General features: G+C 26.5%; 25 protein-coding genes. 24 read left to right on the forward strand and 1 reads right to left on the reverse strand.

Going from position 1 to position 16,797, the window contains the following annotated elements:
* The gene (locus INR60_RS04460; protein WP_194190274.1) at positions 1-546 is read right to left on the reverse strand and encodes a hypothetical protein; all 546 of its coding nucleotides are present in this window, start codon (positions 544-546) and stop codon (positions 1-3) included.
* Positions 547-696: 150 nt separating this feature from the next.
* On the opposite strand from INR60_RS04460, the gene spoIVA reads away from it, so the two are divergent.
* From spoIVA to xseA, 24 genes are all read left to right on the forward strand, one after another.
* The gene (gene spoIVA, locus INR60_RS04465; protein WP_194190275.1) at positions 697-2,175 is read left to right on the forward strand and encodes a stage IV sporulation protein A; all 1,479 of its coding nucleotides are present in this window, start codon (positions 697-699) and stop codon (positions 2,173-2,175) included.
* 90 nt (positions 2,176-2,265) lie between these two features.
* Complete coding sequence (locus tag INR60_RS04470) at positions 2,266-3,594, forward strand: GspE/PulE family protein (RefSeq protein WP_238480389.1); 1,329 nt, start codon at positions 2,266-2,268, stop codon at positions 3,592-3,594.
* Positions 3,591-4,616, forward strand: a complete 1,026-nt coding sequence (locus tag INR60_RS04475; RefSeq protein ID WP_194190277.1) for a type II secretion system F family protein — start codon at positions 3,591-3,593, stop codon at positions 4,614-4,616. The genes INR60_RS04470 and INR60_RS04475 overlap by 4 nt, the downstream gene beginning before the upstream one ends.
* Before the next feature lie 5 nt (positions 4,617-4,621).
* Positions 4,622-5,050: a type II secretion system protein gene (locus INR60_RS04480; RefSeq protein WP_194190278.1), complete on the forward strand. Its 429-nt coding sequence runs from the start codon at positions 4,622-4,624 to the stop codon at positions 5,048-5,050.
* Positions 5,034-5,480, forward strand: coding sequence for a type II secretion system protein (locus INR60_RS04485; protein WP_194190279.1), 447 nt, complete (start codon positions 5,034-5,036; stop codon positions 5,478-5,480). Before INR60_RS04480 ends, INR60_RS04485 begins: the two co-directional genes overlap by 17 nt.
* Positions 5,443-5,919 (forward strand): prepilin-type N-terminal cleavage/methylation domain-containing protein, encoded by a 477-nt coding sequence (locus INR60_RS04490; protein ID WP_194190280.1) that lies wholly within the window; start codon positions 5,443-5,445, stop codon positions 5,917-5,919. The genes INR60_RS04485 and INR60_RS04490 overlap by 38 nt, the downstream gene beginning before the upstream one ends.
* A gap of 101 nt (positions 5,920-6,020) precedes the next feature.
* Positions 6,021-6,359: a hypothetical protein gene (locus INR60_RS04495; RefSeq protein ID WP_194190281.1), complete on the forward strand. Its 339-nt coding sequence runs from the start codon at positions 6,021-6,023 to the stop codon at positions 6,357-6,359.
* Positions 6,340-6,825 carry a hypothetical protein gene (locus INR60_RS04500; protein WP_194190282.1) on the forward strand — a complete coding sequence of 162 codons (486 nt, stop codon included), beginning with the start codon at positions 6,340-6,342 and terminating at the stop codon, positions 6,823-6,825. The genes INR60_RS04495 and INR60_RS04500 overlap by 20 nt, the downstream gene beginning before the upstream one ends.
* Positions 6,826-7,206 (forward strand): hypothetical protein, encoded by a 381-nt coding sequence (locus INR60_RS04505; protein ID WP_194190283.1) that lies wholly within the window; start codon positions 6,826-6,828, stop codon positions 7,204-7,206. It begins immediately after the preceding gene.
* On the forward strand, positions 7,187-7,543 hold the full coding sequence (locus INR60_RS04510) for a hypothetical protein (RefSeq protein ID WP_194190284.1): 357 nt from the start codon (positions 7,187-7,189) through the stop codon (positions 7,541-7,543). The genes INR60_RS04505 and INR60_RS04510 overlap by 20 nt, the downstream gene beginning before the upstream one ends.
* A 205-nt stretch (positions 7,544-7,748) precedes the next feature.
* Positions 7,749-8,306, forward strand: coding sequence for an elongation factor P (efp, locus tag INR60_RS04515; RefSeq protein WP_194190285.1), 558 nt, complete (start codon positions 7,749-7,751; stop codon positions 8,304-8,306).
* A 60-nt stretch (positions 8,307-8,366) separates the two neighbouring features.
* On the forward strand, positions 8,367-8,729 hold the full coding sequence (locus tag INR60_RS04520; protein ID WP_194190967.1) for a CD1247 N-terminal domain-containing protein: 363 nt from the start codon (positions 8,367-8,369) through the stop codon (positions 8,727-8,729).
* A gap of 121 nt (positions 8,730-8,850) precedes the next feature.
* Positions 8,851-9,768 (forward strand): stage III sporulation protein AA, encoded by a 918-nt coding sequence (gene spoIIIAA, locus INR60_RS04525; RefSeq protein ID WP_194190286.1) that lies wholly within the window; start codon positions 8,851-8,853, stop codon positions 9,766-9,768.
* Complete coding sequence (gene spoIIIAB, locus INR60_RS04530; protein ID WP_194190287.1) at positions 9,756-10,274, forward strand: stage III sporulation protein SpoIIIAB; 519 nt, start codon at positions 9,756-9,758, stop codon at positions 10,272-10,274. The genes spoIIIAA and spoIIIAB overlap by 13 nt, the downstream gene beginning before the upstream one ends.
* A gap of 8 nt (positions 10,275-10,282) precedes the next feature.
* Complete coding sequence (gene spoIIIAC, locus INR60_RS04535; protein ID WP_194190288.1) at positions 10,283-10,480, forward strand: stage III sporulation protein AC; 198 nt, start codon at positions 10,283-10,285, stop codon at positions 10,478-10,480.
* An 8-nt stretch (positions 10,481-10,488) separates the two neighbouring features.
* Positions 10,489-10,872, forward strand: coding sequence for a stage III sporulation protein AD (gene spoIIIAD / locus INR60_RS04540; protein WP_194190289.1), 384 nt, complete (start codon positions 10,489-10,491; stop codon positions 10,870-10,872).
* An 8-nt stretch (positions 10,873-10,880) separates the two neighbouring features.
* On the forward strand, positions 10,881-12,080 hold the full coding sequence (gene spoIIIAE, locus INR60_RS04545; RefSeq protein WP_194190290.1) for a stage III sporulation protein AE: 1,200 nt from the start codon (positions 10,881-10,883) through the stop codon (positions 12,078-12,080).
* 1 nt (position 12,081) lies between these two features.
* Positions 12,082-12,651, forward strand: coding sequence for a stage III sporulation protein AF (spoIIIAF, locus tag INR60_RS04550; protein WP_194190291.1), 570 nt, complete (start codon positions 12,082-12,084; stop codon positions 12,649-12,651).
* Entirely contained in the window at positions 12,651-13,241 is a 591-nt protein-coding gene (gene spoIIIAG / locus INR60_RS04555; RefSeq protein WP_338015002.1) for a stage III sporulation protein AG, read from the forward strand. The genes spoIIIAF and spoIIIAG overlap by 1 nt, the downstream gene beginning before the upstream one ends.
* 39 nt (positions 13,242-13,280) lie before the next feature.
* Positions 13,281-13,793 carry a SpoIIIAH-like family protein gene (locus INR60_RS04560; RefSeq protein WP_194190292.1) on the forward strand — a complete coding sequence of 171 codons (513 nt, stop codon included), beginning with the start codon at positions 13,281-13,283 and terminating at the stop codon, positions 13,791-13,793.
* Between the two features lie 83 nt (positions 13,794-13,876).
* A complete protein-coding gene (locus INR60_RS04565) occupies positions 13,877-14,260 on the forward strand; it encodes an Asp23/Gls24 family envelope stress response protein (protein ID WP_194190293.1) in 384 nt (127 codons plus the stop codon).
* An 80-nt stretch (positions 14,261-14,340) separates the two neighbouring features.
* Positions 14,341-14,742 (forward strand): transcription antitermination factor NusB, encoded by a 402-nt coding sequence (gene nusB / locus INR60_RS04570; protein WP_194190294.1) that lies wholly within the window; start codon positions 14,341-14,343, stop codon positions 14,740-14,742.
* A gap of 14 nt (positions 14,743-14,756) precedes the next feature.
* The gene (locus tag INR60_RS04575; protein WP_194190295.1) at positions 14,757-15,605 is read left to right on the forward strand and encodes a tetrahydrofolate dehydrogenase/cyclohydrolase catalytic domain-containing protein; all 849 of its coding nucleotides are present in this window, start codon (positions 14,757-14,759) and stop codon (positions 15,603-15,605) included.
* Positions 15,595-16,791: an exodeoxyribonuclease VII large subunit gene (xseA, locus tag INR60_RS04580; protein WP_194190296.1), complete on the forward strand. Its 1,197-nt coding sequence runs from the start codon at positions 15,595-15,597 to the stop codon at positions 16,789-16,791. The genes INR60_RS04575 and xseA overlap by 11 nt, the downstream gene beginning before the upstream one ends.
* Positions 16,792-16,797 lie beyond the last annotated feature (6 nt).

Genomic DNA, 16,797 nt, shown 5'->3' on the forward strand with positions numbered 1-16,797 from the left:
TTATTTCATATCTGAAAGCCTTGAATTGTAATATTTATAATATGATGATATATGAGATTTAACAAAAGAAAAGTACATAGAACTTCCAATGCGTAAAAAATTAGGAAGTGAGTTTTCAGTAAGATTTGTTCCGATGATTATTATTTTGTTTAAATGTGATGAATTTTTAATATACTTTCCTATGAGTTTTGGTTTAATAGAATCATATGGGAAAACAATCAAAATATCGTTTTCAAATGCGGGTTTATTTTTAAATAAATCTTTTTTTAGTATGTTAAATGATAATGAATTGTTAAGTACAGAGTATTTAGTGTTTTCTTTTATATTGTTTTTAATGTTTGGAAAAGCAATGTTGAAATTAGTAATATCATCTGAAAGGATGGTTATATTAATATTTTTATTTACATATTCTTTTGACAATAACTTAAAAATGATTTTTAAAATATGTTCTGTTTCTTTACAGCTTGAAATGTTAATTAAATATAATGTTGAGGAAGTAGTTAAAAAATTAGTAGTTTCTTTTATAAATTCAACTTTTGACTCCATATCATGAACCTCCTAAATGTTGTTAAATAAATTTTACCATATATTAATAAAATATGCTATTTTTAGAAAAATATTTAAAGTTTAAATTGTAATTATTTTATAAATATTGAATATATATATATTGTTATAAAATAGTTAGGAGGAAACAAGGTGGATAACTTTAAAATTTATAAAGACATATCTGAGAGGACACAAGGAGATATTTATGTTGGGGTTGTAGGACCAGTTAGAACTGGAAAGTCAACTTTTATAAAAAAATTCATGGACATAATGGTAATACCTAAAATTGATAATTCCTTCAAAAAGGAAAGGGCTAAAGATGAATTGCCACAGAGTGGTTCTGGGAAAATGATTCATACTACAGAGCCAAAATTTGTACCAAATGAAGCCGTTGAAATAAATCTGGATGATGAATTAAGATTTAAGGTGAGAATGGTTGACTGTGTTGGATACATTGTTAAGGAGGCACTTGGATACTTAGATGGAGAAACTGCAAAAATGGTTAATACTCCATGGTATGACTATGAGATACCTTTTGAAGATGCAGCAGAAATCGGAACTAGAAAAGTAATTACTGACCACTCTACTATTGGTCTTGTAATAACAACTGATGGAAGTATTACAGGTTTAAATAGAGAAGATTATTTAGAAGCAGAAGAAAGAGTTATAAATGAACTTCAATCTATAGATAAACCTTTCGTAGTTGTTTTAAATAGTGCTAATCCAAAATCTGCGGATACTAAAAATATAAAAGATGAAATGGAAAAGAAATATAATGTATCTGTTAAACCTATGGATATTTCAAATATGAATGAAGATGACATTGAATCTTTATTTAAACAAGTACTTAAAGAGTTTCCAATTAAAGAAGTAAATATTAATATGCCAGAGTGGTTAGAAAAATTAGAGGCAGATCATTGGTTAAAAAAAGATTTCTTCAACATAATTAAAGGAATGAGCAAAAACATATCAAAAATTAGAGATGTCAAAAACGTAATTGATGGTTTGTTTGACGAAGAAAATTTGGGGGATATTTCTATAAAGGATATAGACTTAGGTATAGGTACAGCAGATATTCTTATGAAACCAAAAGAAGATATTTTTTATAAAATTTTAAGTGAAATATGTGAATTGGATGTATCATCTGAAAATGATTTATTATCAATAATAAAAGAATTGAATCACGACAAAAAAGAATATGACAAAGTAAAAGATGCATTAAAAGATGTTAATGAAACAGGATATGGCTTAGTTGCACCGCAGATTCAAGAAATGAAATTTGAAGAACCTGAAATTGTAAAACATGGCAGTCAATATGGTGTTAAATTAAAGGCTAGTGCACCATCACTACACTTTATAAAAGCTAATATCCAAACAGAGATAAGTCCTATAATGGGTTCTGAAAAAGAATCAGAAGATTTAGTCAAATCACTTTTAGAGCAGTTTGAAAATGATCCAGCTATGCTTTGGCAAAGTAATATGTTTGGTAAATCTTTAGAAGTATTAGTTAAAGAGGGGCTACAAAATAAATTATATAAAATGCCAGAAGATGTTCAAGTTAAAATACAAAAAACGTTACAAAAAATCATTAACGAAGGTAGTGGCGGATTAATTTGCATAATCTTATAGATATAAAAAAGTTACAGTTTTTGCTGTAACTTTTTTTATTTGCGTTTAAAAAGTAAAAATATGGTAAGTATTGTAATAGGAGGTGATAATTTGAATCAAATTAATCTATTAGATTTAGATATAATAAATAAATTGCCAAAAAACAAAATAAAAGATTTAAAATTATATCCGGTATACGCTGAAAGTAATAGTATATTTTGTGTTGGTAATTTAAATACAGATGATACAAATTACTTGAAGTTTCTCTATAATAAAGAAATAATTTTAAAAAAATGTGGAAGCAATGAACTTGAAAAAATTAAGGATAGTATTCTATTAAATGAAACTGTATATAAAATCGAGGAACAGATAATTGAAAAAGCAATAAGCCTTAAATCAAGTGATATACATTTTGAACCTTTTCAAGATAGTATAAAAGTTAGATTTAGAATTAATGGTGATTTAATCACTTTCTTTAAGATAAGAAATGATAAGTATAAAGAAATGTTATCTAGGATAAAGATAAAGGGTAATATGGACATGACAGAAAAAAGACTACCCCAAGATGGTAAATTTAAATATGATTTTACTGATATAACATATAGTATAAGGGTTTCGACATTGCCTTTAGTTTATGGTGAGAAAATAGTATTAAGAATATTATATAAAAACTATAACTATACAATTGAGGGATTAAATCTCGAAGAAAAACAAAATGAGAATTTATATAAAATAATAAATTCTAAAAGAGGAATTGTATTGGTTAATGGTCCTACAGGGAGTGGGAAATCATCTACTTTATATACAATTTTAGAGTCTATTAAAGACACAAATACAAATATAACAACTATTGAAGATCCAGTTGAAGTGCTAATAGAAAATATAAACCAGATTTCTTTAGATAGAAAAGCAGGACTCAATTTTTCAAATGGGTTAAGGAGCATATTAAGGCAAGATCCAGACATTCTTATGGTTGGTGAGATAAGGGATGAAGAAACGGCGAAAATAGCTGTTAGAGCGGCAATTACAGGACATAAAGTATATACTACAATTCATACAAAATCATCAAAAGAAGTGTATTATAGGCTTGAAGAAATGGGAGTAGAAAAATATTTAATAAAGGATGCAATTATTGGGTTAATTTCACAAAGATTAATAAAAGTATTGTGTAATAATTGTAAAGTTAAGCAAAGAATAGCGTTTCAAAATAGAGATATGGAAGTTTACGCTTCAAAAGGCTGTGAAAGTTGTAATTTTACAGGGAACTCGGGTAGAAAATTAATATCTGCTGTTCATTATATAGATTATTTTATGACAGAGGAAAAATTGAATGAACTTAGTAATAAACAAATGGTAGATATGGTTTTAACACTACTTAAAAAAGGAGAAATATCTATAGAAATTTATGAAGATTTTATAAAAGGAGAATACATCATATGAAGTTTTTATCTAAAAAGGATTCTTCAAAGGAAATTAATATTATAGCTTCTAATCTTGCAATGCTTTATGGAGAAGGAATGAGCATAACATCATCAATATATATTTTGAAGGATTTTCCATTATCTAAACGTTATAAGAAAAGTTTGAATTTTATATATGAAGATATTTTAGAGGGAAGTAGTTTGTGTGATGCATTTTCTAAATTCAGTGAATTATATCCTGATTTTTTTATTGAGATGGTTAGGTCCGGTGAAGAAACGGGCAATTTATCTAAGATACTATTAGAAGTTGGTGATTATTATTGGGAGATGGATAGGTTAAAAAAAGATATAATAGGAGCTTGTATCTACCCCACATTTTTAATGATTACAATGTTTATTATCATAAATGTGTTTGTGTTCGTTGTAATACCTAACTTTTCAGATATGCTAACTAACAACCAAGGTTTACCAGCACATACGAAGCTAATTTTAGAAGCATCGTTATATTTAAAGGAAAATTTTATAAAAGTAAGCCTTTTAATTGTTCTATGGGGAGTTGCTATACCAGTAATATTTTTAAAAGAATATATAAGGAAATACTTTAAAATAGCTATAAGTAAAAATAATTTTGTAAAATCAATAATAGAGTATAAATTAATTATTACATTAAATATGATACTATCAAGCGGAATAAATTTATCTAAGGGATTAATGATTTGCACAAATAGTAACAATGATAAAAATCTTAATGTTATTAATGACTATATTACTAAAGGTATAAGCCTTAGTGATGCTGCAATTCATTGCAAAGAATTAAGTGAATATTCTTTAGCTATGATAAAAATAGGAGAAAGTAGCGGAACTTTAGAAGAAAGCTTAAAAAAGACGACTAAAATACTAAAAGATAGGAATGCTGTTTTTATAGATAAGCTTGGAAAGTTAATACAACCCTTAGCAATAATTATAATGGCAATACTCGTTTTATTATTTTTAGTATCATTTATTTTACCGTTATTTGATAGCATGTATAACGTGGGGTGATCAAAATGAAAAATAAAGGGTTCACTTTAATAGAACTTATAGCAGTTTTATCTATAATGTTAATCTTATCATCTATTGGATCAGTGACATTTAAAGGGCTGTATAACATAAAAAATGATAATGCTAACGAACAATTTATATCAGAACTAAGAATACTTATATCAACCGGTAAAAAGATTTCAGTATCAGATAGTATAAATACCAATATAATAATTGACGAAAATACAAAAAAAATAAAGTTATCTATAAGTAGCAAAGTAAAAGATAGTATAAAAATACCAAGTAATTTGAGGTTTAATAGTATAAAGAGAGATATTTTAATTAAAAGTGATGGAAGGATTGAGCCGTTTACTTGGATGTTTAAAGATGGGGATAAAGAATACTCTATATCAAGGCCTGTGGAAGGAGATTATATCAATGTTAAAAAACCATAAAGATAAAGGATTTACGTTAATTGAAGTAATTGCAGCATGTTTTATTTTGGTATTAACCTCTTCATTTTTAGTTAAAGTGGTTTCAACAGATTATAAACATATAAAGTTTCAAAATGCTTTAGAAGAGGAAAAGAAAAATATTGAAATAATAAAAAATGAAATTAAATATAATATTAGTTTGTGTGATCTATCTAATATAACAAATAAAAAAGGTGAATTATTCATAGATTTAAATGATTTTAGTGAAAACATCTTAATAAACAAATTAGAAGATTTAATTACCAATCAAGATAAACAAAAAAGGCAGTTTAAAATAAAGTTAAATGAAAAAGACGACACTAGTATGAATATTTCACTTGAGATAATAGAAAAAGGAGATATTATTTATAAAGATGATTTTAAAAAAGAATTTTGGATGGAAAAAATCTAAAGGATTTACGTTAATAGAATTAATAATTTCAATTTCAATGATATCCATTGTATTAGTTATTTCTACGACATTGTACTTAGATTCAATTAAACATAAGAAATATATTGAAGATTTAAATTTGAATGAATGCAAAATAAATGATATAGGTATAGATATTAAAAACAGATTAAATAGTGAAATGATTGAATCTCATGAGGTTTCTAGAAAACAAATAATAAGTAAAATAAAAAAAACAACTTCATATGATGATTTTTTTGTTCTAAGTATTAAAAACAATAATTTGGTACAGGAAAAATATACCTATAAAAATGGTTATCAATACCTAATTGGGGAAATTGTTATTGCAAAAGGTATTAACGATATAACTTTCTATAATAAAGGAAAACTTATATATGCAAAGGCTGATATAAAAGGAGTTGAAGAAATTATATGGTTATAAAAAGAAAAGGTATAGTATTAATAAATTCAATATTGATTTTATTTATTATAATAGCCATTGCATTTTCAACTAGTGCATTATTAATTCGTAGAGGGAAGATTATGGGTGAAAATATAAGTCAAGGGATATTATATTATGAAAATAAAGAACTACAAGATGTAATAACAGTTGTGAATAGGGAACTTATAGATTTAGATGTAAAGAACGTACTAAAAGATGGATTTGAATTAAAAGTTTCAGATTCTAAGCTTGTTTATGTTAAAAAGGATAATAATTTTAGGCTAGATTATAAAGATAAATATTACTATACTACAAGAAACTTGAGATATATAAATGGGGAAGCTTGTTCTTGTAATATAGAAAATTGTGAATTCAAAAAGGGTGATAGTATAGTGCTTTTACCGTCTGTGGAGGTTAAATATGAAAAAATTAATAATTGATGAAAAAAATTTATATAAAAATATAGACAATTTAGACTTAAAGATAAAAGAAATAAAAACTATCATTTTAAATTATTCAGAACTAATTATTTTTAAAATTAGCAAAATTAAGCGAGATGAAATTGAAAAATATATAGAAAAAGAAATAATAACTAAATATGAAAATGTACTTTTGCATTATGAAATTGATAAAAGAAGTAAAGAAACTTATATATACATATATAAAGAATGTGAGCTTTTAAATGATATAGTAGGTAGAAAAAATATAAAGGTAATTCCCATAGAGCTATATATTTCAAAATGTATAAAGAATAAAGTTAATACTAAAGTTAAAATTACAAATAGAACATTGATACTTGAATTTAACAATAACTATTTAAGTGGCGTTAGCTATGAAAGTTATAATGAAGAAATTAAAGAAGAATATATATTTGATACAGAGACATTAAAATTTAAGGAGAGTTAAATGAAGAAATATAAAAATTTTACTTCAAATAGAAGTAGTGCAAATTCAATAAAAGAATCTGAAAAGTCTTTATCAACATATGTCAAAATTTTTATTTTATTGAATATAATACTTTTGTCTTTTAACATATCAAACAAGGATCAAAATGTTACAGAAGAATCAATAAATAAAGAAAGCGTTGAAAAAGAGGTAACTTCTAAAAATGATGAAATATCTGAAATTTTAATGTTTATAAATAGTCATGGAAGTAAATCAGAGATAAAAGATGGTATTGGGAAAATGAAATTAAAGACTTTGGATTCATTAAAGGAATTATCTACGGTTAAAAGTTTTAATATAATTAAAGTGGAAGGAGAAGAATATGAAGTTACATTTGAATAAAAGGAAAATTATATTATGTCTCTTAATGGGACTATCAATATTTCAAGTGTTTGTATATGTAAATGAAAATTCAAAGGTTAAAACTGTTGAAAGCATAAAAATTATAGAAAAACAACCGGAATTAGATTTTAATCATACCATAAAAGAGTTAAAAAAAATTAGGAATTTAGATATAATTGAAATTACAAATAAAGAAAGTAAAAAAATAGGAGTTAATATTTCAGGAAATTATGATGAATCAATACAAAGTCTAAATATTTTAAAAAAATATAAAATAACTAATTATAAAGTTGATTTTGATGGGAAGACTTATGATGTTTTTGCAGAAATATCTTAAGAATAATATTTAAAATAAATAGAAATAATAATGAATATAAATGTTTCAAATTTTAAATAAGTATTAAATAAAATTATTAAGTAATTGCATTTGTACTTTAGTTTTGATAAAATATCATTGTTATGTCAGAAGAAACCAAAATATGATTATAATTGTTATAAACATATATAGTTGGAATGAATTTATACTTTTGGAGGGATATTTTATGATATCAGCAGGAGATTTAAGAAAAGGTACAACTTTCGAACACGAAGGACAAGTGTACACAGTAATCGATTTCTTACACGTTAAACCAGGAAAAGGTGCAGCATTCGTAAGAACAAAATTAAGAAACGTTATTTCAGGAGGAGTTACTGAAACGACTTTTAACCCAACTGCTAAGTTCCAAGAAGCAGTTATAGAAAGAAAAGAAATGCAATATCTTTATAATGATGGAGAATTATACTATTTCATGGATCAAGAAACATACGAGCAAATTCCATTAAACTTTGAAAAAGTAGAAGAAGCTATCAAATATTTAAAAGAAAATATGTTTGCAATTATTAAATTCTACAAAGGTGATGCATTCTCAGTTGAGGCTCCAAACTTTGTTGAGTTAACTATAACTCATACTGAACCAGGAGTTAAAGGGAATACTGCAACAAATTCTTTAAAGCCAGCTACAGTTGAAACTGGTGCTGTTATTAACGTACCTATGTTCATAAACGAAGGTGACACTATAAGAGTAGATACTAGAAGTGGCGAGTACATGGAAAGAGTTTAATAACGTAAATTGCTAAGTTCTGTTGAACTTAGCAATTTTAATATTAAAGGAAGTGTTAAAATGGAAGATTTTAAAAATAAAATTTCATCATTAAGAAGCTCAGTAAAAAAATTAGAAGAGTCTAATGAGAAGATGATTTTAAATTCACTTTTAGAAGTAATAGATGGATTATCACTAAAGGTTGAAGAGTTAACTGTTAATCAGGAAGCAATACAAGAGAATATTCAATATATGGATGATGACCTTTCAGGAATACAAGAAGAATTATTCGAAGAGTTGTCCTTTGAAGATTTAGATGATATTGAAGATGAATATGTTGAAATTACATGTAATTCGTGCAGTAAACCAATATTTATTGAGAAATCCGCTATGAATGAAAATGAAAATATTCCTTGTCCTTATTGTGGGAAAAATATTAAGTAAAAAAGCGCAGAATAATCTGTGCTTTTTTTTATTTTACATATTTTTATTATTTATAGTAATAATTCTACGGTTTATTAAATATTAATTATAAAGAATAATCTTTAGAGGAGGAAGTGAGTAGATGGATGAGTTTTTTTTAGAAATATTACCAAACGATTTAAAGAGAAAGATTTTAAGCTTTAAAAAAGAACACATTCAAGAAATAAGAGTTAGGATAAACAAACCTGTGATAATTATTAAAGAAGGCGCAGAACATATATTAGATAAAGTCATAAGTACAGATGATATTAAATTTATTGTACAAAGAATATCAAATTATTCATTGTATGCCTATGAAGAAGATATAAAAAAAGGATTCATAACAATTAAAGGTGGACATAGAATTGGAATTGCAGGGGAATGTGTAATGGATAAAGATGGAGTAAAAACAATAAAGAACATATCCTCCCTCAATATAAGAGTAACAAGAGAATTTATAGGATCTTCAATTCCATTACTTAATTATATTGTAGATAATGATAAGGTTAAAAACACTTTAATAATATCGCCACCTAAGTGTGGTAAAACGACTATTCTTAGAGATTTATCTAGATTAATTTCTAATGGTAATAGTAAGTTTAAATTAAATGGCAAAAAGGTAGTTGTAGTCGACGAAAGAAGTGAAATTTGTGGATCGTATCTTGGAGTACCGCAAATGGATGTAGGTATAAGGACGGATGTATTAGATAACTGCCAAAAAACAGATGGTATGATTATGGCAATTAGATCATTATCTCCAGAAGTCTTGATTTGTGATGAAATTGGAAGTTTTGATGATGTTGAAGCTCTGAAGGTAGCATTTAATTCTGGAGTTAATGTAATTGTTTCAATACATGGTGAAAGTTTTGATGATATATCAAAAAGGAGCAATATGAGAAATTTGATAGAAGAAAAAATAATTGAAATAATAGTTGTTTTAGGTAATTTAGGTAAAGTTGGAAATGTGATGAACATATATTCATTAGATAAAAGTGAAGGAGTGTATAAATGTTTAAGATAGTTATTTTATGTATCATAACTTGTCTTTCGACATATTTAGGAATAATGATTTCAGATAGGTTTAAAAAGAGAGTTACACAGTTAAAAGAGATACAAAAAAGCATTATGCATTTAGAAAATGAAGTTTTATTTAACAATACGAATTTACCTGAGGCACTCTTTATGATAGGAAGCAAAGTGAATTCACCAATAAGTGAAATTCTCATTAAAGTAGCTGACAAGCTTTTAAGGGGCGTTAGTAATAATATAAAGGATGCATTTGAAGAGGAATATTTAAAGGAACGAGAAAAATTGTTTTTATTAAAAGATGACTATAGTATCATAGATGACTTTTTACAAAGTTTAGGGGATACAAATTTAGAAAATCAAGATAAGGTTTTTAGACTTATAAATAAAAGAATTGCTTTAAATCTTGTAGAAGCAGAAGATGAATCAAAGAAAAATAGTAAAGTATATAAAAGTTTAGGCTTTTGCATAGGTAGTATGATATCGATATTTTTAATTTAGGAGGCATTATGATTGATATAGGAATAATATTTAAAATAGCAGGTGCTGGAATAATAATGATGGTACTTGATAAAGTTCTCGAAGCTGGAGGAAAAAAAGAAATAGCAACTATAACAAATTTAGTTGGGATAATAGTTATACTAATAATGGTAATTTCATTAATTGGAGATTTATTTAATTCAATTAAAACAATGTTTATTTTGTAGGTGATTTTATGTTGATTTTAAGAGTGATTTCTATAGCCTTTATAGCTCTGTTTATTTTTCTTATATTGAAGGATAGAAAAAGTGATGTGGCAATATTAGTAGCATTATCAGCTGGGGTATTAATTTTTACACTAATGCTTGGAGAAATAGGAGGAATAATAAATTTTTTAAAAGAAATTTCAAACAAGGCAGGAATTGATACAGTTTATATAGGAATTGTTTTAAAAATAATAGCTATAGCATATCTAGCATCTTTTGCAAGTGAAATATGCAAGGATGCAGGAGTAAGTTCAATTGGATCTAAAGTGGAATTTGCAGGGAAAATAATGATACTAGGCTTAGCGATCCCAATATTAATGGCTGTTTTAGATTCCATTATTAAAATAATATAGGTGATTTTATGAAAAATAAAAGATTAAGTATTTTCATTGTGTTATGCATCTTATTATTTCAAGTAGGCTTCTTATTAAAACCAGAACAAGCATTTGCCACCGAAAATAATAATAGTGATAACACAGAAAAATATATTATAGAAGAAAATTCAGAAAAACTTAAGTCTCTTTATGATTATATAAACAAAATAAAAGTGGAGAATAAGACTCTAGGAAACATCAATCCGGAGGAGTTAATAAATAATTATATTGAAAGAGGCGAAAGTGGAATAGGGTTAAATGAAATAATAACACTAATTTTAAATATATTATTCAAGGAAATCAAGGTTGTATTGAAGTTAATGTTGTCAGTTTTAACAGTAGCAATACTATGTTCATTTCTAAAAAATTTACAAGATGCATTTAAAAATGAGAGTATATCTAATATAGCTTTTTTTGCATGCTATTCAATTTTAATAGTTATCTTATCAAGAAGCCTTTTGATTTCTATAGGAGTGGCAACAGAAGTAATCAAAAATATTTGTGATTTTATGGCTATTTTACTTCCAGTACTCGTTTCTATGATAGCCATATCTGGTGGACTTGTTCAGGCTGCTACAATGGATCCTTTAGTACTTGGGGCAGTGACTTTAATACCTAAAATATATAAAGCTGTGATAATACCTTTGATTTTAATTCATTGCGCACTTCAGTTTGCAAATAATATTTCAGAAGAGCATAAAATAGATAATTTATGTAAGCTTACAAAACAAACTGTGTTGTTACTACAAGGACTAATTATAACATTTTTTATAGGATTATTAACTATAAGGGGAATTACAGCAGATACTATGGACGCAGTTGCATTAAAAACAACAAAATTTGCTGTAGACAATTTTATTCCTATAGTTGGTAAAACATTTTCAGATGCTATAACATCAGTTGCAGGATATTCTTTAATAATAAAAAATGCAATATCAGGGCTTGGGTTAACAGTAATATTATTAATTATCTTGTATCCAATAATAAAATTGATAGCTATGACTTATATATACAAAATATCAGCTGCTTTAATAGAGCCTATAAGTGATAAACGAATAACTTCATCTATTTCTGTAGTTGGCGATTCTATGACACTATTACTTTCTTGTGTAATTTCAGTAAGTTTTATGTTTTTTATATTACTCGGAATAATAGCACAAGCAAGCAAATTTGTGGTTGGAGGATAAGATGGATTTACTTAAAAGTTTTATTATAACTTTAATTACAATAATAATATTTATTTCCGCAGTGGAACTTGTTTTGCCAGATAATAGTTTTAAAAAATACGTAAAATTTGTTATGGGTTTAATTTTAACGGCGGTAATACTAAATCCTATTCTTTCATTTGTAGAGGGTGGAAGTAGTGAAATTACAAATTCAATTTCAAAATATATAAATAAAAGTGAGATAGAATCAAATGCAAGAGCAAGCGATAACTCTAAAATTAATGAAAAAAGCTTTAATGTTAATTTAAACAGAAACATTGAGAATTTATTAAAAAAAGAATTCGAAAATTACAATTTTAAATGTGAATCTAAATGCAATGTAGATTATGAAACGTTTGATTACACAATAGAAAAAATTGATATTTTTGTAGTTAACAAGGGCATAAAGAAAATAAAGAAAGTTGATTTAACAAAAGAAGATGGGAATTTACGAAATGACGAATATAAGTCAATAAAAAAATTTGTAGAAAAAGAACTTGACTTAAAAAATGAGGAAGTGAATATTTATGAAGGGGAAAGTGAGGGAAAATAGTGGATTTTTCGAAATTAAAAGGTGAATTAAAAAGTGTATTTAAGCAAAAAAATTTTACTATGATTTTAGTTATATCATTAATATTGATTTTTATACTAATATCAATAAGTTTTTTTAGTCCTAAAAAAGAAGAGTTAACATCAAAAAAAGATAATTCTTCAGATAATTTAATTAATGAAGTGAACATTAAAGATCAATATGAAAAAGAACAAAATGAAAAATTAACAAGTATATTAAAAGAAATGAAAGGTGTAGGAGAGGTATCTGTAATGATGACATTTGAAGGTGGAGAAGAAAAAATTCCAGCTTACAATAGTGATGTGCAAAAGTCTACTACAGAAGAAACTGATAAGGAGGGAGGTAAAAGAAAAACAAATCAAGAAAATGGAGGAGAAAATATAGTTATGAGTACTGAAAATGGTGAAAATAAACCATTTGTAACTCAAACTATTAAACCAAAGGTTATAAGTGTAATAGTTATAGCAGAGGGCGCTTCAATAAGTAAAATTAAGTATAATATTGAAAAAGCAGTTTCTGACCTATATAATATTCCACTTAATAAAGTTAATGTATATCCAAAATCTAATTAGCATATAAATTAATAAGTAAATGATTGGAGGGTTTAATAAATGAACAGTAAACAATTTGGAATAATATTTACACTATTGGGGTTAATAGTATGTGTGAGTATTTTAGCAATTAAATTAAACAAAGGTGGTATAAATAACCCAGGTGATTTAGCTTCTATAGCACCACAAACTAAAGAAGTCTCTTCTAAAGAGAAAGTACAAGAAGAAAAAGACTTTTTTTATGACTCAAGAAGTGAAAAAGAACAAGGTGATGCTGAAGTTGTAGATAGTTTAAAAGCTGTAGTTGCAGATAAGAACACTTCAAAGGATCAAAAGAAAAAAGCGCAAGATGAATTAGTTAAAAAGAGTACTCAAACTAATAGTGAAAATAGAATTGAGATAAATGTGAAAAACCAAGGGTTTGAAGATGCTATATGCTATATAGAAGGTGATAGAGCAAAGGTATTTGTAAAATCTAATAAGGAACTTGATACAAAAACATCAGTACAAATTCAAGAAATTGTTGAGGATGTTGCAAATATAAGTGATGTGTATATTGAAGTGAAAAAATAATTCATTGTAAAGTAAAAATTTATTTGTTATAATATTCATAAGATAAAGAGTTTTGAATTTCAAAACCTAGGAGGTTAGACGTAATGGATAATTTCAATAACGAAAACATCGGTGTTGTAAAAATTTCTGATGAAGTCGTAAGTGTTATAGCTGGTATTGCAGCTGAAGAAATTGAGGGAGTTATAGAATTCCAACATGGGGTTACAAATAACATTTCACAATTACTTAAAGGAAAGAAATCATCAGGTAAGTCAGTTAGAGTTACTTTAGAAGAAGATAGAGCAACTATAGAAATGGAAGTATCTGTTGAGTATGGTGTAAAGATTTTGGAAGTTGTAGCTCAAGTTCAAGAAAATGTTAAAAGAACAGTTGAAGCTATGACGGGGTTAGTTGTAGATGGTGTTGACGTTTTTGTACAAAACATCTATTTGCCAAAAGACCACGAAAAAGAATTTAAGGAAAAGTAATTTCGCCCTCTGAATTTCAGAGGGTGTTTCCTTGTTAAAAAATTAATTTAGTAAGTGCGTAACTTATAGGAGGAAAAAAAGTGAGTAGAAAATTATCAAGAGAAAAAGCAATGGAATTAGCATTTAGTGTGATGTTATCAAAGGAGTCGCCAGAGGAAGCAATAGAAACTTTTGTTGATAATTATGAAGGCAATATAAAAAGTTTAGATTTAGATTATATTAATAATACTTTAAAGGGAATTGAAGAGAAAAAAGAAATATTAGATGACTTAATAAAGCAAAATTTACAAAAATGGACTTTAGATAGAATTTCTAAGATAAATCTTGCAATTTTAAGATTAGGTGTTTATGAAATGAAATTTGTTGAGGATGTTCCAGATAAAGTAGCTATAAATGAAGCTTTAGAACTTGCTAGAAAATATTCAGATGAAAAATCAGTATCATTTATAAATGGTGTTTTAGATAAGATATTAAAAATGTAAAGTGAGGGATTTAGGTGTATAAAATTATAGATGGAAGAGAAGTTGCAAAAAAGATTAAAACAGATATTAACGCTATTGTTGAAAAAAGAAAAGAGGAAGGAAAAAAACTTCCTAAAATTGCTTCGGTTTTAGTTGGTAATGACCCAGGGTCTATTTATTATATCAATAGTCAAGAGAAGATTTCAAATTCTGTTGGGGTATTATTTGAAAAAGTTATATTAGATAATAATATATCAGAAATTGATATAATAGATAGAATAGAAGAACTAAATAATGACAAAACTATTAGTGGAATAATGCTTCAATTACCATTGCCAAAAGGGATTGATGAAAAAAAAGTTGTAAATACAATATCTCCATTAAAAGATATAGATTGTTTAACTTATGAATCGATAGGTAAACTTTTTTCAGGTGAAGCATCATTTCTTCCATGTACACCAAGATCTGTTATTACACTTATTGAAAGTTTAGATGTGAATTTACAGGGACTAGAAGTTGTTATTCTAGGTAGAAGTAATATCGTTGGAAAACCAGCAATAGAAATGTTTTTAGAAAAAAATGCTACTGTTACAGTTTGTCATTCTAAAACTAAGAATTTAGAAGAGGTCTGCAAAAGAGCAGATATTTTAGTAGTTGCGATAGGTAGACCTAAATTTATAAATTCTAATTTTGTAAAAACAGGAGCTATTGTAATTGATGTTGGAACATCAGAGTTTGAAGGTAAGATAACTGGAGATGTTGATTTTGAAAATGTTAAAGAAAAAACATCTTTTATTACACCAGTTCCAGGTGGTGTAGGCGCATTAACAACAACTTTACTGATTAAAAATTCATGTGAGGCTTTGATGAATTATGAAGATTAAGGTTTTAAGTGTTTTTGAAGTTAATAATTACATAAAAAAAATTTTAGATAATGATTTTATTTTAAATAATCTCTCTGTAAAAGGAGAGATTTCTAATCTAAAATATCATTCAAGCGGGCATATATATTTTTCTTTAAAAGATGATCATAGTAAAATAAATTGTGTTATGTTCAAAAATGATGCATATAATTTAGATTTTGTAATGGAAGATGGTATGAGTGTAATAGTAAAGGCTAGAGCTTCTGTATATAGCGCTAATGGAAGTATGCAACTTTATTGTTCAGAAATACAAAATAGCGGTCTTGGAGATTTATATATAAAATATCAAATTCTAAAAGAAAAGTTAGAAAAAGAAGGCTTATTCAATATCATGGAGAAAAAGCCTATACCAGACGATGTAAAGAGAATCGGAGTAATTACTTCAGAAACTGGGGCTGTTATACATGATATTATTAATGTAACTAAGAGCAGAAATAAAACTATTGATATTGTACTTTTTCCAGCTAAAGTTCAAGGAGATGGAGCGTACTTAAGCTTAATAGATGGATTAAATTATTTTAATAAAAACAAATCAGTGGATTTAATTATAATAGGCAGAGGTGGAGGCTCTATGGAGGAACTTTGGAATTTTAATGAAGAAGATCTTGCTAGGGCTATATTTGATTCTAAAATTCCTGTAATTTCTGCAGTTGGCCATGAAACAGATATTACTATAGCTGACTTTGTTTCTGATGTAAGAGCAGCGACGCCATCACAAGCTGCTGAAATAGCAGTTAAAGATAGTAAAGATTTAAAAGATAAAGCTGAAAATTTAAAAACTTTGCTAATAAAAAGTATGGATAGTATAATAACTAGTAAGAAGAGTTTGTTAGAAATTGCAACTCATAGGTTAAATATAAACTCACCAGAATATAAGATATCTAATGAAATGATAGAAATCGATAGATTAAAAGAAAAATTAAATTCAAATATAGAAAGTAAATTATTTGAATTTAGATCAGATCTTAAAATTATGATTGGTAAATTAGATGGGTTAAGTCCTTTAAAAATATTAGATAGAGGTTACTCAGTTATAAAAAAAGAAAATAAAATTGTAAGTTCTAAAAAAGAACTATTAAAAGCAGGTGAAATTGAGATAATTTTAAAAGATGGTTCTATCATTGGGGAGTTTAAATCAAAGGAGTAGGATTAT

Origin of the sequence: Clostridium chrysemydis, from assembly GCF_015234215.1 — a bacterium.
GTDB classification, from domain to species: domain Bacteria; phylum Bacillota; class Clostridia; order Clostridiales; family Clostridiaceae; genus Clostridium; species Clostridium chrysemydis.